20 protein-coding genes are annotated in these 14,292 nt (G+C 61.3%); 17 read left to right on the top strand and 3 right to left on the bottom strand.

Annotated elements, in window-relative coordinates; translation table 11 throughout:
* The 9 genes from AC0L3H_RS32180 to AC0L3H_RS32140 form a co-directional block, all read left to right on the top strand.
* On the top strand, nt 1-382 hold a 382-nt coding region (locus tag AC0L3H_RS32180; RefSeq protein WP_473588161.1), incomplete at its 5' end, for a hypothetical protein.
* A 91-nt stretch (nt 383-473) separates the two neighbouring features.
* Nucleotides 474-1,697, top strand: coding sequence for a phage portal protein (locus AC0L3H_RS32175; protein WP_473588160.1), 1,224 nt, complete (start codon nt 474-476; stop codon nt 1,695-1,697).
* Nucleotides 1,690-2,037: a gene transfer agent family protein gene (locus AC0L3H_RS32170; RefSeq protein WP_473588159.1), complete on the top strand. Its 348-nt coding sequence runs from the start codon at nt 1,690-1,692 to the stop codon at nt 2,035-2,037. Before AC0L3H_RS32175 ends, AC0L3H_RS32170 begins: the two co-directional genes overlap by 8 nt.
* On the top strand, nt 2,034-2,582 hold the full coding sequence (locus AC0L3H_RS32165; RefSeq protein WP_473588158.1) for an HK97 family phage prohead protease: 549 nt from the start codon (nt 2,034-2,036) through the stop codon (nt 2,580-2,582). Before AC0L3H_RS32170 ends, AC0L3H_RS32165 begins: the two co-directional genes overlap by 4 nt.
* Complete coding sequence (locus tag AC0L3H_RS32160) at nt 2,579-3,742, top strand: phage major capsid protein (RefSeq protein WP_473588157.1); 1,164 nt, start codon at nt 2,579-2,581, stop codon at nt 3,740-3,742. The genes AC0L3H_RS32165 and AC0L3H_RS32160 overlap by 4 nt, the downstream gene beginning before the upstream one ends.
* 64 nt (nt 3,743-3,806) lie before the next feature.
* Nucleotides 3,807-4,544, top strand: a complete 738-nt coding sequence (locus tag AC0L3H_RS32155) for an Ig domain-containing protein (protein WP_473588156.1) — start codon at nt 3,807-3,809, stop codon at nt 4,542-4,544.
* 142 nt (nt 4,545-4,686) lie between these two features.
* Complete coding sequence (locus tag AC0L3H_RS32150) at nt 4,687-5,127, top strand: hypothetical protein (RefSeq protein ID WP_473588155.1); 441 nt, start codon at nt 4,687-4,689, stop codon at nt 5,125-5,127.
* A gap of 70 nt (nt 5,128-5,197) precedes the next feature.
* Nucleotides 5,198-5,467, top strand: coding sequence for an HNH endonuclease (locus AC0L3H_RS32145; RefSeq protein WP_473588154.1), 270 nt, complete (start codon nt 5,198-5,200; stop codon nt 5,465-5,467).
* A complete protein-coding gene (locus AC0L3H_RS32140) occupies nt 5,464-5,886 on the top strand; it encodes a hypothetical protein (RefSeq protein WP_473588153.1) in 423 nt (140 codons plus the stop codon). The genes AC0L3H_RS32145 and AC0L3H_RS32140 overlap by 4 nt, the downstream gene beginning before the upstream one ends.
* A gap of 11 nt (nt 5,887-5,897) precedes the next feature.
* On the opposite strand, the gene AC0L3H_RS32135 is transcribed toward AC0L3H_RS32140, so the two are convergent.
* Nucleotides 5,898-6,389: an FtsB/FtsL family cell division protein gene (locus tag AC0L3H_RS32135; RefSeq protein ID WP_473588152.1), complete on the bottom strand. Its 492-nt coding sequence runs from the start codon at nt 6,387-6,389 to the stop codon at nt 5,898-5,900.
* A gap of 158 nt (nt 6,390-6,547) precedes the next feature.
* Between AC0L3H_RS32135 and AC0L3H_RS32130 the strand changes: the two genes are divergently transcribed.
* The 8 genes from AC0L3H_RS32130 to AC0L3H_RS32095 all read left to right on the top strand — a co-directional run bounded on the left by AC0L3H_RS32130 (nt 6,548) and on the right by AC0L3H_RS32095 (nt 13,433).
* Nucleotides 6,548-6,850 carry a head-tail connector protein gene (locus AC0L3H_RS32130; RefSeq protein WP_473588151.1) on the top strand — a complete coding sequence of 101 codons (303 nt, stop codon included), beginning with the start codon at nt 6,548-6,550 and terminating at the stop codon, nt 6,848-6,850.
* A 1-nt stretch (nt 6,851) separates the two neighbouring features.
* Nucleotides 6,852-7,253 (top strand): HK97-gp10 family putative phage morphogenesis protein, encoded by a 402-nt coding sequence (locus AC0L3H_RS32125; RefSeq protein ID WP_473588150.1) that lies wholly within the window; start codon nt 6,852-6,854, stop codon nt 7,251-7,253.
* Nucleotides 7,253-7,660 carry a DUF3168 domain-containing protein gene (locus tag AC0L3H_RS32120; protein WP_473588149.1) on the top strand — a complete coding sequence of 136 codons (408 nt, stop codon included), beginning with the start codon at nt 7,253-7,255 and terminating at the stop codon, nt 7,658-7,660. The genes AC0L3H_RS32125 and AC0L3H_RS32120 overlap by 1 nt, the downstream gene beginning before the upstream one ends.
* Nucleotides 7,660-7,974 carry a phage head closure protein gene (locus tag AC0L3H_RS32115; protein WP_473588148.1) on the top strand — a complete coding sequence of 105 codons (315 nt, stop codon included), beginning with the start codon at nt 7,660-7,662 and terminating at the stop codon, nt 7,972-7,974. The genes AC0L3H_RS32120 and AC0L3H_RS32115 overlap by 1 nt, the downstream gene beginning before the upstream one ends.
* A gap of 3 nt (nt 7,975-7,977) precedes the next feature.
* Nucleotides 7,978-9,621, top strand: a complete 1,644-nt coding sequence (locus AC0L3H_RS32110; protein WP_473588147.1) for a terminase large subunit — start codon at nt 7,978-7,980, stop codon at nt 9,619-9,621.
* 8 nt (nt 9,622-9,629) lie between these two features.
* On the top strand, nt 9,630-12,377 hold the full coding sequence (locus AC0L3H_RS32105; RefSeq protein WP_473588146.1) for a phage tail tape measure protein: 2,748 nt from the start codon (nt 9,630-9,632) through the stop codon (nt 12,375-12,377).
* A 92-nt stretch (nt 12,378-12,469) separates the two neighbouring features.
* Nucleotides 12,470-13,030, top strand: coding sequence for a T4SS efffector SepA family protein (locus AC0L3H_RS32100; protein WP_473588145.1), 561 nt, complete (start codon nt 12,470-12,472; stop codon nt 13,028-13,030).
* 106 nt (nt 13,031-13,136) lie between these two features.
* On the top strand, nt 13,137-13,433 hold the full coding sequence (locus AC0L3H_RS32095) for a hypothetical protein (RefSeq protein ID WP_473588144.1): 297 nt from the start codon (nt 13,137-13,139) through the stop codon (nt 13,431-13,433).
* Nucleotides 13,434-13,487: 54 nt separating this feature from the next.
* Here the strand turns inward: AC0L3H_RS32095 and AC0L3H_RS32090 are convergent, their stop codons facing one another.
* Together AC0L3H_RS32090 and AC0L3H_RS32085 are read right to left on the bottom strand one after the other, a co-directional pair.
* Nucleotides 13,488-14,012: a hypothetical protein gene (locus AC0L3H_RS32090; protein ID WP_473588143.1), complete on the bottom strand. Its 525-nt coding sequence runs from the start codon at nt 14,010-14,012 to the stop codon at nt 13,488-13,490.
* 3 nt (nt 14,013-14,015) lie between these two features.
* Nucleotides 14,016-14,292, bottom strand: a 277-nt coding sequence (locus AC0L3H_RS32085) for a hypothetical protein (protein ID WP_473588142.1), incomplete at its 5' end; no start/stop codon positions are given.

Below are 14,292 nucleotides of genomic sequence, written 5' to 3'. Positions count from 1 at the left end.
CCTGAAATTCAAATCTTCCCCGAAAACAGAGAAGACCCCCCAGCCCCCCACGCCCCCCGCCGAACCCGATGATGACGACTTGGACGCGCTGCATGTGGCGTCTAAGGCCAAGTCGCTCGAAAAGTGGCTGACGTATTTTCCGATCCTGAAAGGCGCTCACGAAAAGCACGTTTGGCACCCATACGCGAAGCACGGGAACAAGTGGTTGGGATGGTCCGTGGCGCTGAAAAAGAAGAAGCACGCCGAATACGAAAAGATGGTCGAGAACTGGTATCAAGGCAAAAAGGGCAAGGCCTACAAGCCGTTCAGCTACGACGATGCCGATTTCGAACTCGACTTGGACAGCATCCCCGACATCGAAGAAGCCTTGGCCAAGAAATAGGCCGGACCCAATCCTATGCCACGCCCGTCCGCGCTTGTAGACCCCGACCTGAAAATGCTCATAGTGGGTATCCGTCACGACAAGGGCGGATATGTTCCATTTCTTCAAGCGCGGACGGATCGAAGCGGAACCTGTGAAATCAATCTCACAGGCGGACGAAGTTCGTTCGCTTGCTGATCCTGCTGAATGGCTGCTTGACCTGTTTGGCGCGACCCCGGCCTTGTCAGGGGTTGCCGTCTCTCCCGCCACCGCCATGCGTTGCACTGCCGTCCGCGCCGCCGTGGAGGCGATTGCAGAAGGCATCGGCGGGCTTCCCCTCCACGTCTATGAACGGGACGGTGATGCCCGTGAGCGCGCCCCGGATCATCCGGCCTATGCCATCCTCCACGATCAGGCGAACGACTGGACGCCCGCCAGCCTGTTCCGGGAACAGGTCACGCGGGACGCGCTGCTTTGGGGGAATGGGTACGCCTTCATCAACCGCATCGAAGGCCAGCCGCGTGAGCTGATCCGACTTCGCCCGGAAGCTGTCACGGTCGAACTGGACACGCTGACTTCGGAACCCCGTTACCGGATCAGCGACGGAACCCAGCAGCGGTTCCTTGATCGCCGGGACGTACTGCATATCGCTGCCCCGTCGATTGACGGCGTGAGCGGAGCCAGCCCTGTCACGCAATGCAGGGAAGCCATCGCCCTCGCCATCGTCATGGAGCGCCATGCCGCCCGCCTGTTCGGACGCGGGGGCCGTCCGTCCGGTCTGTTGAAGTTTCCGACCCGTTTGGGAGCCGAAACCGCCAAGCGGATCAAATCGAGCTGGCAGGCCGCCCATGCTGGCGAGAACAGCGGTGGCACGGCAGTGTTGGAAGAGGGAGGTGAATTTCAGGCGCTCACCCTCAATTCCGTGGACGCGCAATTCCAGCAACTTTGGCAGCATTCCATCCTCGAAGTCTGCCGCGTCTTCCGTGTCCCGCCGCATCTGGTTTTCGAGCTTGGCAGGGCTACGTGGGGCAACGCCTCCGAAATGGGGACGTCGTTCCTTCGCTTCACGTTGATGCGCTGGATAAAGGCATGGGAAGGCGAAATCCGGCTGAAACTGATCGCCCCGGAAGACCGCGCCCGGTTCTATGCCGAGTTCCTTGTTGACGACCTGTTGCGGGCCGACCTTGCCGCCCGCGCCGACGCATACGGCAAGCTGATCGCCGCCCGCGTACTGAACCCGAACGAAGTCCGGGCGATGGAGAACCGCGCCCCCTATGACGGCGGCAACGCCTTCCTGAACCCGAACACGACCGCAGGGGGCAAGGCCAATGGCTGAAGCCCCAACGCATCGCCAGTACTTCGGGGACGCCGAACGCAATTTCCGGCTCACCCCCGAACTGATCGTGGAGCTTGAACGCAAGACCGGCGCGGGCATCGGCGGATTGTCACGCAGGTTCTTCAGCGGCGACTTTCGCCATCAAGAGCTTTTGGAAGTCGTTCGCCTTGGATTGATCGGCGGCGGGGAACGCCCGGAAGTCGCCGCCAGCCTGATCGCAGCCTATGCCGCCCTGGCTCCGGTGATGGAGCTTTACGGCGTGGCCCTGCCGATCATCGAAACCGTCATGTTCGGGAAGGTACAAGCGCCTGCCGACGAATACCGGGAGGCGGCAGAGTGAAATCAATTTCACCCGACACCCGCGAAGCGCGTCCGACTGACACCGTGGACGTGGAAGTCCGGTTCAGCACCGTGAGCGATAGCGGGGAAATCGAAGGGACCGCCGTCCGCTTCGATACCGTTGACAGCTACCGCACCGAGTTCGCCGCCAGCGCCTTCGCCAATGTCCGGGGGTCCATCCCCATGTTGTGGAGCCATGACCCCGCGAACGTCATCGGATCGTGGTCCAGCGTCGAAGTCCGGGCCGATGGCCTGACCGTCAAGGGCAAGCTCAATCTGGCGGTGGCGAGGGCGCAAGAGGTTCGCAGCCTTCTACAGGCCAAGGACGTGTCCGGCCTGTCCATCGGGTTCAGTACCGTCAAGGACGAACGCCGCGCAAACGGGGTCCGCCGGATCACGGAAGCCCGTCTTCGCGAAATCAGCATCGTGGCCTTCCCCGCCGTGCCGGGGAGCGGGGTCACGTCGATCAGAACAGGCCGTGAGAGCGCAGCGGCCTTTGTTGCAGCCTGCCGCAAGGCCACGCGCTCATTGGAGAAGATGAAATGACCCGCCATGCTAAAATCGAGACCCGCAGCGCGGAGCCGATTGAAACCCGCGACGATGATCCTCTTGCCGCCGCCACGGCAGCGGTGGAGGAATTGCGTACTACGTCCGAACAGTTCCGCAGTCAGCTTGATACGCGACTGACGACCGAACTCCGGGGCGTCACCGACCGCATCGCGGGCATCGAAACCCGATTAAATCGCCCTCCTGGCACGGGCGGCACGGAACGGCGCGATGATCGGGACACGGAACGCCGCGCCTTCGATCACTACTTGCGCCACCACGGGACGGAACGGTTCCGGGCGGACGAAATCCGTGCATTGAACACGTCCGACGATGGCGCTTTGGTCCCGGAACATTTCATCCGGGAAATCATCAAGGACATCACCGAGTTCAGCCCGATGCGCCAGCTTGCGCGCATCACCAACGCCACCGGTTCCAGCGCCAAGCTACCGCGCCGTCTCACCAAGCCGACCGCTGGCGTCGTGGCGGAAGGGGCTGCGACCACGGGCAGCGAAAGCACATATGGCGAATGGGATATCCCGATCTTCGAAATTCGGGAGTTCACCGATATCTCCAATCAGATGATCGAGGATACCGGCTTCGACATGGAGGCTGAAATCCGCGCCGACCTTGCCGAAGCCTTCGGCGAGAAGGAGGGAAACCTGTTCTTCACCGGCTCCGGCACGGGCGAAACGCTGGGACTTCTGAACGACCCCGATTTCCTCACCGTGGACGCCGCCGCCATCGACATCGACGGCGATGAACTGATTGACCTGTTCTACGGCGTAAAGACCACCTACAGCCGCCGTGGCGCGTGGGGCATGAACCGGGGCGTTATCAAGGAAGTCCGCAAGCTGAAGAACACGAACGGCGATTACCTGTGGTCCGACAGCATCGCCGCCGATCAGCCGCCGACATTCCTTGGCAAGCCTGTGGTGGAAGTTCCAGCGTTGGGCGACGTGGCGGCAAACGCCATCGTGGCCGTGTTCGGCGATTGGGATCGCGGCTTCCGCATCCTCGACCGCATCAACATGTCCATCCTTCGCGACAACTACACCCGTGCCGCGAATGGACAGGTGCGGTTCCACGGACGCCGCCGCGTTGGCGGCAAGCTGGTTCAGCCACAAGCCCTGATCGGGTTGAAGATGCCCGCTGCCTAACCGCCAATCGGCGACGGGCAGTGTCCGCCGCCTTCGCCTCACAATCATCGAAAAGGCAATAGCCATGACCATCCAAACGACAGCAAAGGCGAAGGTGTTCATCGGGAACGCTAACGCCACCATCGCCCTCTTGGCCGACTTCGAGGCCGAAGAATGGACCGAAATCAAGGAAGTCGAAGATCTTGGCGAGTGGGGAGCGGAAGGGACGGAAGTCACCTTCATCAGCCTTGCCGACAGCCACACCCGCCGCCGCAAAGGCTCGATTGACAGCGGCACCGTCGCCCTGATCGTCGGGCGTGACCCGCTTGACCCCGGTCAGACCAAAGCCCGCGCCGCCGTGGAGGACTATCTGCCCTTCAGCTTCAAGGTGGAGTTGAACGACAAGCCGTCGCCGACCGGGGAAAACACGGTCTTCTATTTTCGCGCCCCCGTCATGTCCGCCCGCAATCAGTTCGGCACGGCGGACGACATCACCAAGACGACGTTCAGTCTCGGCATCGATGGGGCCATTCTGGAAATTCCGCCCGCCGTGGTGGTGGCATTCTCGCCAGCGGCGGGAGCGCTGCCCGGCGCGACACAGAACACCGCCTACAACCAGACCATCGCGGCGTCGGGCGGACTTGGCACGGTCTCCTATGCGGTGACGGCGGGATCGCTCCCGGCTGGGCTTACGCTGAACGCCGCGACCGGAGCCATCACCGGGACGCCAACGGCGGTGGAGAACGCCAGCTTCACTGTCACCGCGACCTATACGGGCAGCGGCGAGGCCGAAGCCGCATACACGCTCGCCGTGAGCGCGTAAGGCCATGCGGCTTGCGGATGACATCAGCGTCACCATCGCGGGGGAAGCTGTCGTGCTTCTCCCCGCGTTGCGTCATGCCATCCGCCTTGAACGCCGCCCCGGTTCCTTCTCCGGCCTTGCCCGTGACATCATGGACGGGAGCTTGTCCGCCGCGCTCGACATCATCGGCGATCACACGGACATGCCGTTCTTGGAAGCCCGCGTCCTCGATGAACTGGACAGTATCCGGGAACCGTTGCTGCAATATGTGATGGCGCTTGCCGGGATAGACCCCGAAGACAGGCCGCACGCCGACGCTCGGCGGCAGGGGAGGAAGCTTAGGGACGTTCCCTTCAAGGACCATCTGGCGAGCCTCTACCGCATCGGCACGGGATGGCTGGGCTGGGAACCCGATACCACGCTAGACGCCACGCCCGCCGAAATCATGGAAGCCTATCGTGGCCGTCTCGACATGCTGAAGGCGATCTTTGGCAGTTCGGAAGAACCGGAAGGCAAGCCGTCCCCGATCAGCCTGGACGACAAGTTCAAGGTCGCGTTTGGTTCCTTCGGGACGACCAAGGTTCACCGGAAGAAGGCTGCATGAAATGCCGATGCGCGCCCCTTCCATCCGCTCTTGCGGTTGCGTCCTGTCCACCGGGCAACGATGCCAGCACATGGTTGCCGCCGACCGTGAGCGCAAGGCGCGCTTCGATCAGCACCGACCATCGGCACGGGAACGCGGCTATGACAGCAAGTGGGATCGGGCGCGGGCAGAATACCTGAAAGCCAATCCCCGTTGCGTCCTTTGTGGCGCACCTTCCCGCGTCGTGGATCACAAGACCCCGCACCGTGGCGACAAGCGCCTGTTCTGGTCACGGTCCAATTGGCAACCGCTGTGCACGCCCTGTCATTCGGGACGCAAGCAACGGGAGGAGCGGCGGTGACGCATCAGCGCTTCCACCTGTTTCGGGGCGAATGGCTGACCTTGCGCCAGATCGCGGAACAGACCGGGATAAAGCCGGGTACACTCATGCATCGCGTCCACACGCTGGCCATGGACCCGGAAAGGGCAGTCAGCGAACCTGTGGAGCCGCCAACGAAGCCTAGAGCAAGCAATGGAGCCAAGCCCGCCACCTATACCTTCAACGGCAAGACGCAAACGCTGCCGCAATGGGCAAAGGAACTGGGGATCAACCAAGGCACGTTGCGGGACCGCATCAAAGTCGGATGGCCGATTGAGCGGGCGCTTACCGAACCGCCGATAAAGGGCGCTGTCCTGATCGCGCGGAAAAGAAACCACCGCCTTATCAGGCGACTGATCGCTGCCTACCGGGGGTCATCCACCGTCAAGGAGCGGCGATGATGCTGGGTTCATCAGAAATCGCTCATTTTCATCCGCCTGACTGGCGTGTTCTTGAACCTGAAGAAGTGACTTTTGTCTTTCTGGCAGCGTTTGTAATCACCTTCACCCGAAATAAAGCTAACCTGCTTGTCACTGTTCAGGCAAACTGGGCAGATGAAATGCATCGGTTGCCCGTTTGCCGTGTCTTCCTTGAGCTTGAATACGATATCGTGTTCGCCCGTTTGGAAAAGCTCGTATCTGGCTCGTTGGGTCTCGAATTCATCCTGTTGCTTCAATTCACGGACGAGCGTCTTGAGCGCTTCACTAAGCTGCACATTCATCATGTTCGCAGCCGTCAGTTCAGTTGCGAGCGTATTGAGAAGGTTCGCTGCTTCACCGTTGTCGGGCTTCTTCTCGGATTTGAGCAGCTTCTTGACGGCTTCGACAGTCGAAACAGCCTTGCCAGTAGCTCCCAACGCTGTGGTCGCGAGACCAAGCACGCTTTCAATCTGACCAAAGTCCATTCGATCCCCCCGAAGACGGTCACAGAAGCGAGACAGTATCGCCGTCCGGAGCCTGTCAGCAAGCGAAGCCGGGGGTGTGTTGGAACTTTCCCCCATCTTCTAGGGACCGGCGAGGGGAGCGTTCTGCGTGATTTGCACTCCAAGGGGGCGGATGCGCCATGACCATCGTCACCGTTGCGGACATCAAAGCCCATGCCAACATCACGATCAGCGATGATGACGCGCTGATTGCCGACAAGATCGCCGCTGCCGAAGCATGGATTGCCAAGTTCATCGGCCATGTGCTGGACGACGCAACCGCATTCCCGGACGGCACTCCCGAACCGCTGAAGGAAGCTGTCCGCCAGCTTGTCGCGCACCTCTATGAGAACCGGGAGGCCACGCTTGTCGGCATCACCATGTCGGACGTGTCGCCCGGCCTGTTCGACTTGATGGCACCCTACCGGGAATGGTGCTTCTGACATGAGCGCGCAAACCCAAAGGCTAAGCCGCCGCCTGAACGCCATCCCGGTTGCCGTGCGCAAGGCCGTGCATCCAGCCTTGGTTCAGTCGGGCAATGAGCTTGTCCAGCGCATGCGGGCGCTCGCACCGGAAGACACCGGGGCGCTGAAGGCCAGCATCATCGCCACGCCGCCCGGACAGGCGACGCCGCCCTATTCGCAGCCGGGCGGCTCCCGCATGGCGGCGGAAAACGAAGTGCTTGTGACAGCGGGCAACACGGCTGTCCGCTATCCGCATCTTGTCGAGTACGGCACCGCCCATGCATCCGCGCAACCGTTCTTCTGGCCCGCCTTCCGGCTGTCCCGGAAGAAGATAGCCAATCGCATCAAGCGGGCGATCAAGAAGGCCGTGAAGGAGGGATGATGGAACCTTCCCTTGATCTTCAGAAAGCTTTGCGCAACCGTCTGGTGGCTACGTCCGCCGTGACGGCGCTGGTTCCGGCAACGTCGATACTGGACCGCAACGCCCGCCCCGAACTGGACAACGCCATCATCATCGGCGAGGGCATGACCGTTCCCGACGATGGACTTGCCCGCCATCGGCATCAAGCGTTCGCCGACCTGCATATCTGGCGGAAGGAAGCCGGGCTTGTCGGGAGCAAGCAGATAGCGGGCGCGATCAGGGACGCGCTGAACGACGGGCCGTTGACGCTGGACAATTTCCACGTCGCGGACCTTCGCATCGCCAGCACCCGCTTCCTTCGCGACCCGGACGGCATTCACGCCCATGCCGTCATCGCGCTTGAAGCGCGCCTTGTGGAGCTGGCGTGATGCGGGCGGGCAAGCTGGACAGGATCATCGCGATTGAGCGCGCCACGACGACCGTGGACGACTACGGCACGCCAATTGAGGGCTGGACGATCCTTGCCACCGTGCGGGCGCAAATCATTCAGGAGACGGCGGAAGAGTTCATGCGGTCCTTTGGCGCTTCGTCTGAAGCCGCCGTCATCTTCCGCATCCGCTATCTGGACGGCATCACCCTTGCTGATCGCGTGAACGACGGGACACGGACCTTCGACTTGAAGGAAGTCAAGGAATTCGGCAGGCGCGACGGCTTGGAACTCCGCTGCATCGCGACGGGGTAGGCAATGGCGCTGAAGATCATCCGCAGGCCGAAGCCCGCCAACCCCTTCCCCGACATTCCCGACCCGTGCGGCCACGGGCAACGCGCGGTCACATTCTTGCGCAGCCTGAAGCACCCGAAATCCCGGCTGGCGGACAGGGCGTTCCAGCTCGACCCGTGGCAGGAAGAAATCGTCCGCCGCATCTATGGGCCGTGCGACGATCAGGGGCGGCGCATCGTCCGCAACGTCGTGATGCTCTTGCCGCGCGGCAACCGGAAGACCAGCCTCGGCGCGGCGCTGTCCCTGCTTCACACCATCGGGCCGGAACGCGTCCCCGGTGGCGAAATCATCATGGCCGCCGCCGATCAGAAACAAGCCAAGATCGGCTTCCGCGAATGCGAGGGCATCATAGAGGCCGGTGGCCACATGTGGCGGAAGGGGCAGGCTTCACGCCGCTTCGACGCCGCCAATCATATCAAGCTTCAGGAGTACAAGAACCGGATCAGCTTCCCCGAAGGATGCATCCTGGAAGCCTTGTCGAATGACGCGGGAACCCAGCACGGACGGACGCCAGTCTTCGCCTTGGTGGACGAACTCCACGCATGGAAGAAGCGTGATCTTTGGGACGTGATCCGCACCGGCCTAGTGAAGGTTCCCGGCTCCCTGCTTGTCGTCATCACCACGGCGGGACGCGGGCAGGAAAACATCGCCTTCGATATCATCGACTATGCCCGCAAGGTGGCGCGTGGCGAGATAGACGACCCGTCAACGCTGCCAATCCTGTTCGAAACGCCCCGTGAAGCGGACTGGCAAGACGAACAGATATGGCATCTGGCGAACCCCGGACTGAAGCACGGCTATCCCGATCTTGCCGGGCTTCGCCAGCTTGCCCGTGAAGCATCCCAGCGCCCCGCCGACCGCGAAGCCTTCCGGCAACTTCACCTAGACGTTTGGCTGGACCATTCGTCCGACCCGTTCCTTGATATGGCGATTTACGACGAAGGGGCCGAACCCTTCGACCTTGCCGACATGGAGCACGAACCGTGCTGGCTGGCGGTGGACCTGTCCAGCAATTCGGACCTCACCGTCATCGTGGCGGCATGGCGCGACGGGGAAGACGGTTATATCGTCCATCCGTGGTTCTTCTGTCCCGCCGACAACCTTCAGCGCCGTGCGGAGCGTGACGGCGTGGCATATCCGCTATGGGCGGCACAGGGCTTCATCGAACCGACGCCCGGCAACGTGGTGGACTTCCGCGCCGTGGAAGACACGATCCGCGACCTATGCGACCGCTTCGACGTGCGGGAAATCGCCTTCGATCCACACCTAGCCCGCAACATGATGAACACCCTTCGCGAGGACGGCTATCCCGCCGTGGAAATGCGGCAAGGCTGGGTTACGATGGCACCGGCCATCAAAGAACTGGAACGCGCCATCGTTGGCGGACGCTTCCGGCATGGCGGGCATCCGGTGCTTCGCTGGAACTTCGACAACATAGCAGTGGAAACGGACAAAGCGGGGAACAAGGCATTCCATAAGAGCAAGAGCCGTGACCGCATAGACGGGGCAGTTGCCGCCGCCATGGCCGTTGCCCGCGCTTCCACGGGCGAAGACACAAGATCGGTATATGAAAGCGATGAGCGGGCCGAAGGGCTGCTTGTGTGGTGAGGTGAGCCGTGGCCCGTGAGACAGAACAGCTTGTCGTTTCCCTTGAAGCCCGCATCCGGGATTTCGAGCGCAATTTCCAGAAGGCGGGCAAGACTGCGAACGACAACTTCGACCGAATTGAGAAGAGGGCGAAACAGTCAGGCGACGTGCTGGAAAGATCGCTTGGCGGGGCCGCGTCCCGCGTCGGCAACACCCTGAAGACGTTCGGCACGGGCTTCGCCGGGGGCATCCTTGGCGGGCTGACAGTTGGAGGATTGCAGCAGATCGCGGGCAGCATCCGCGACGTGGCGAACAGCGTGGCGCTGATCGGCAGTCAAGCCAAGATGGCGGGGCTGACGACGAAAGCGTTCCAAGAGTTGAGTTATGTCGCGGAGCAATCCCGCATTGGCGTGGACACGCTGGCGGACGGCATGAAGGAGCTTCAGCTCCGTGCGGACGAGTTCATCACCACGGGAGGTGGCCCGGCAGCAGAAAGTTTCCAGCGGCTGGGCTTCACGGCGGAAGAACTGAAGACCAAGCTGAAAGACCCGTCCGCCCTGCTTGTCGAGATCATCGGCCGGATGGAGCAACTGGACCGGGCGGCACAAATCCGAGTTTCGGACGAGCTGTTCGGCGGCTCCGCTGGCGAACGCTTCGTGGAACTTTTGGATAAGGGCGCGGCTGGCATCCGCAACATGATCCGGGAGGCGAACGAGTTCGGCCTTGTCCTGTCCGATGACGTGATTGCCCGCGCCGACGAAATCGACCGCAAGTTCAACCTGATTTCCCGCACGATCAGCACCCGCCTGAAAGGCTCCATTGTGGAAGCGACGGGGGCGCTGCTGGAATGGTTCGACGGCTTCAACGCCATAGAGGAACAGCAGTCCCGGACACTCGGCAATGAGCTTGCCGACATTGGCAAGCGCCGCCTCGATATCGAGAACCAAATCCTGAAGCTGAAGGGCGACAAGGACAGCACCATCGGCGGGACGCTGTTCGGCGGCGCATATGACAAACAGATAGAGCACCTTGAACGCGAAAGCGCCGAACTCCACGAAACCGAACAGCGCATCTTGAAGGTGCTCGGGGAGCGTTCGGCGAACGCCGGGAACGAAGCGAAGGAAGCTGCCCCGGAAGTCGGCAAGCTAAATTCCGCCATTCAGGACACCAGCACCGCCACGGGGAGCGCTGCAAGCGGCCTGAACAGCTATGCCGACGCCATCCGCGCCCTGAAGGGGGAAATCCCCGAACTGGCGGAACAACTCGCCACGCTGGACGCCAGGACGAAGATTGACAGCACCTATCGCGCCGCCCTCCAGAATGCGCGGACGATGGGCGAAGTGCAGCAGGCTAACGCCCTTCGGGATAAGGCGCTGGGGGCGCTTGCCAGCAAGGATGCACGTTCAGCCGCCGACAAGGGCATGCTCGACCTGATCGGCTTCGCCGAAGGGACGGACAAGGGGCGCGGCTATAACGAGACGCTGGGATACGGCGCGTTCACCGGCGGGACGAAGAACCTTGTCGGCATGACGCTGAACGAAATCGACGCCCTGCAATCGTCCATGCTTCGGCACCCGGACAACAATTTCAATTCGTCGGCGCTGGGGCGCTACCAGATCGTCCAGAAGACCCTTCGCGGGCTTCGCAATGAAATGGGGCTGTCCGGCTCCGAAACCTTTTCCCCCGAATTGCAGGACCGGCTTGCGCAGCAGCTCTTGCGCCGTCGCGGCAATGACGTTGGCGGGCTTCGGAACGAATGGGAAGGGCTTCGCCGCATAGACGACGCCACAATCAGCCGCGCCTATGACGGCAATTCCGTTCAGGCTCCCGCCGTCGATCCGGGCATTCAGGCGGGCACGGACGCTCGGCAGCAGCAGGCGGACGCCGCCCGGCAGCAAGCCGAAGAACAGGCCGCAGCCTATTCCCGGATCATCATGGGGGCGAAGGAGTACGCGACAGCGCAGCAACAGGAACGGCAGGCGCTGTCCATGACCGGACAGGCCGCAGCCGCCTTCCGGGCCGAACAGGACATGCTCAATCGGGCCATGCAGGCAGGCATCCAATTGACCCCGCAGCAGCGGCAGGAAATCCAGTCGCTTGCGCAAGGCATGTCGTCCGCCGAAGCGGCCACCATGCGCTTTGCCGAGACGCAGCAGCGGGCGGCGGAACTTTCGCAGATGTTCGGGCAGACTGCCGTTGACGCCCTGCACGGCATCCTCACCGGCTCCATGACGGCGGAAGAAGCCCTTGCCAATCTCGGCAGTCAGCTTCTGAAGATGGCGCTGCAAGCCCTGCTGCTGGGGCAGGGGCCGCTCGCCAGCATCGGCGGCGGTGGAGGCGGCGGCGGGTTGTTCGGAGCGCTGCTAGGCGGGCTGCTGGGGCTGGCGGAAGGCGGGCGCATCCGTGGAGCGGGAACCGGCACGTCCGACAGTAATTTGGCGTTGCTGTCCGATGGCGAGTATGTCGTGAACGCCAAGGCGACACGGAAATACCTGCCCGCCCTTGAAGCCATCAACAGCGGCAAGGCACCGGCCTTCGCGACGGGCGGCATCGTCGGGCGAAACAGCTTCGCCAACACCTATGCGCCGAACCTCGCCATCAACGTCGCGGGATCAGGAAACGCCCGACAGGATGCGCACCTTGCCAGCCAAATCGCGGAGCATGTGGACCGTACCCTGAAGGCCAATCAGCCGAAGGACACCTTCCGGCGCTCGCAAAGTCAGGTGCTCGGCAATGCGGCTTTGCAGCTACAGCGGGAAGGCAGGCGGCAGGGGTAGCGCCTTCATAAAATATGTAACATATCTCCTTGCGTTCATTAAGACGATATGTAACATATTCTCTGTCGCCGCTGGGGCGGCACAGGAGAACAATGATGATGCCCGTTGTAAGGATCAGCGACGCCACGCTTAGCAGCCTGAAACTGATTTCCGCGTGGTACGAGACTAAGACGCCAGCGGAGACGCTTGATCGAGTGGTTTCCGAAATGATGGAAACGCTGGGATTGGAGCGCGACGTTGATGAAGCCGCCGTGCAACAAGGGGATGGACCGATTGACTTCGACCGCGCTCCCGGTCTCTCGTTCACTAGGGTCCTGTACGCTTCTGTAGGCGGGAAGGTACTGGAAAGTTCGAATTGGGCTGGCCTGCTTCTTCAAACCATTCAGGCTGCGAAGCCAAAGGTGGGTTCGGCGGCGAACCTAGTGAAGGAGTTGCAGGTTCCTTCACGTGCTAGTCAGTACGAAGATGACGGTTTCAAATACCACGCTCATTTGGGCATTTCCGTACAAGGCCAATCAGCCACCGACGCTTGGAAGGAAGTTGATCGGCTGGCGCGAAAGTGGCGCATTCCAGTGGAAGTCCGTTTCCAGTGGCGCGAGAACCCGAAAGCTCAACATCCCGGCCAAATCGGTGTGATGCGAACCGGAGCCTAGATCAAGCTGAAGCTCCTTGAACGGTTTTGTTGCCATACCCATATAAAGCCGCCCCTCATTAAGGGGTGATTTTTAACCACTTTTTAAAGGAGTTTATATGGGTCGAATGAAGGCAATGATGATGGAGCGTCAAGAAAATCTGGTAATGGCGGCTTCATACTTGGCAGATCATGGCACTTTGGAGCGGTGCGAGGATCATGGCGTGATCTTCGGTGGCGGGTTCTGGAAACTGGAAGACGACTTTTGGAAAAGCGTTATGATCGACCGGAAAAAGGGAGATAAAGGCCCTATTCCGTGGGCGGCGGAAATGCCGACTAGAGAGTTCACTGACCTCCTCAAAGCGGCATATGATGACCATCCCGGTGATCATTGCGCCGCATGTGCGAAGCGCGACCGCGAATAGGCGACACTTGCCCCACCAGTACACACCATTTGTTTGTGCTGGTGGGCGTTGTCTCTAAGGGGGCGGCAGATACGTCAGCGTTTGACGGATCATACTGTCTACATACCCGATGGCAGCGTTCATGCTGGGCCGGTAGAGCGTGGGATGGGCGCACTGGTTCCGAAGGGACAGTTGCCCGTCCAGTATCCGCAGCATGGACTTCTGAATGAACTTTACGTCCTTCGCCACCGTCAGGAACTGCGCTTCCGCCACAAGCTCCTTTAGTTCGGCTAGGTCTTTGAATGTCCATTTAGGGCGGGCCGTTCGGATGTCGGCTTCATGGGTGGCGAAGCAGACCTCGGTGAGGACGTGGAAGTGGCCAGCCCATGCAAGAACGATCCCCGACCGATAGAGTTCGCCCTCTAGGCACGCGATGGCCTCTGCAAAATAGTCTTGGACATCCACGGGTGTCCCGGACAGCCGCTTCGAAAGGTCTTCTAGCAAGACGATGCGGGACGCGGCACTCTCATGTTGCGCCAACGCGACATGTGCAGCCCGCCGCGCACGACTAACGCGCCCGGTCCAGTCTTCGATACCCACTTGCTACTCCTTCGGACTAAGCAGGTGTTCCCGAAGGGCTTTGAACAGCTTCTCGTAGACCTCGGCGTTCTCTGTCTCGGGGAGATGAAGCTGAATGTTGATCGCGATTTGCGGTGTTAAGCTTGCCGTAGCCGGTATCGGCGGCAAACTGGTGGCTGCTGCGTTGCCACCATTGCTGTTGCCATTCGGGGCTTCTCTCCTAGGGAGGCCTTTGCACAGAATCGGATTGATGATTCCGGGGGTAAGGAAGAGAGGGAGATGATTCGGATGGTCGATCGTG

Source organism: Mesorhizobium sp. WSM4816, assembly GCF_055811535.1.
This window is presented reverse-complemented; position numbering and strand designations above follow the sequence as displayed.

Bases quoted from the DNA above. Each gene is read 5' to 3' on its own strand.
- AC0L3H_RS32175 (WP_473588160.1), top strand. From the start codon at position 474: ATGTTCCATTTCTTCAAGCGCGGACGGATCGAAGCGGAACCTGTGAAA.
- AC0L3H_RS32170 (WP_473588159.1), top strand. From the start codon at position 1,690: ATGGCTGAAGCCCCAACGCATCGCCAGTACTTCGGGGACGCCGAACGC.
- AC0L3H_RS32160 (WP_473588157.1), top strand. From the start codon at position 2,579: ATGACCCGCCATGCTAAAATCGAGACCCGCAGCGCGGAGCCGATTGAA.
- AC0L3H_RS32155 (WP_473588156.1), top strand. From the start codon at position 3,807: ATGACCATCCAAACGACAGCAAAGGCGAAGGTGTTCATCGGGAACGCT.
- AC0L3H_RS32145 (WP_473588154.1), top strand. From the start codon at position 5,198: ATGGTTGCCGCCGACCGTGAGCGCAAGGCGCGCTTCGATCAGCACCGA.
- AC0L3H_RS32135 (WP_473588152.1), bottom strand. From the start codon at position 6,389: ATGGACTTTGGTCAGATTGAAAGCGTGCTTGGTCTCGCGACCACAGCG.
- AC0L3H_RS32130 (WP_473588151.1), top strand. From the start codon at position 6,548: ATGACCATCGTCACCGTTGCGGACATCAAAGCCCATGCCAACATCACG.
- AC0L3H_RS32125 (WP_473588150.1), top strand. From the start codon at position 6,852: ATGAGCGCGCAAACCCAAAGGCTAAGCCGCCGCCTGAACGCCATCCCG.
- AC0L3H_RS32120 (WP_473588149.1), top strand. From the start codon at position 7,253: ATGGAACCTTCCCTTGATCTTCAGAAAGCTTTGCGCAACCGTCTGGTG.
- AC0L3H_RS32115 (WP_473588148.1), top strand. From the start codon at position 7,660: ATGCGGGCGGGCAAGCTGGACAGGATCATCGCGATTGAGCGCGCCACG.
- AC0L3H_RS32110 (WP_473588147.1), top strand. From the start codon at position 7,978: ATGGCGCTGAAGATCATCCGCAGGCCGAAGCCCGCCAACCCCTTCCCC.
- AC0L3H_RS32100 (WP_473588145.1), top strand. From the start codon at position 12,470: ATGATGATGCCCGTTGTAAGGATCAGCGACGCCACGCTTAGCAGCCTG.
- AC0L3H_RS32095 (WP_473588144.1), top strand. From the start codon at position 13,137: ATGAAGGCAATGATGATGGAGCGTCAAGAAAATCTGGTAATGGCGGCT.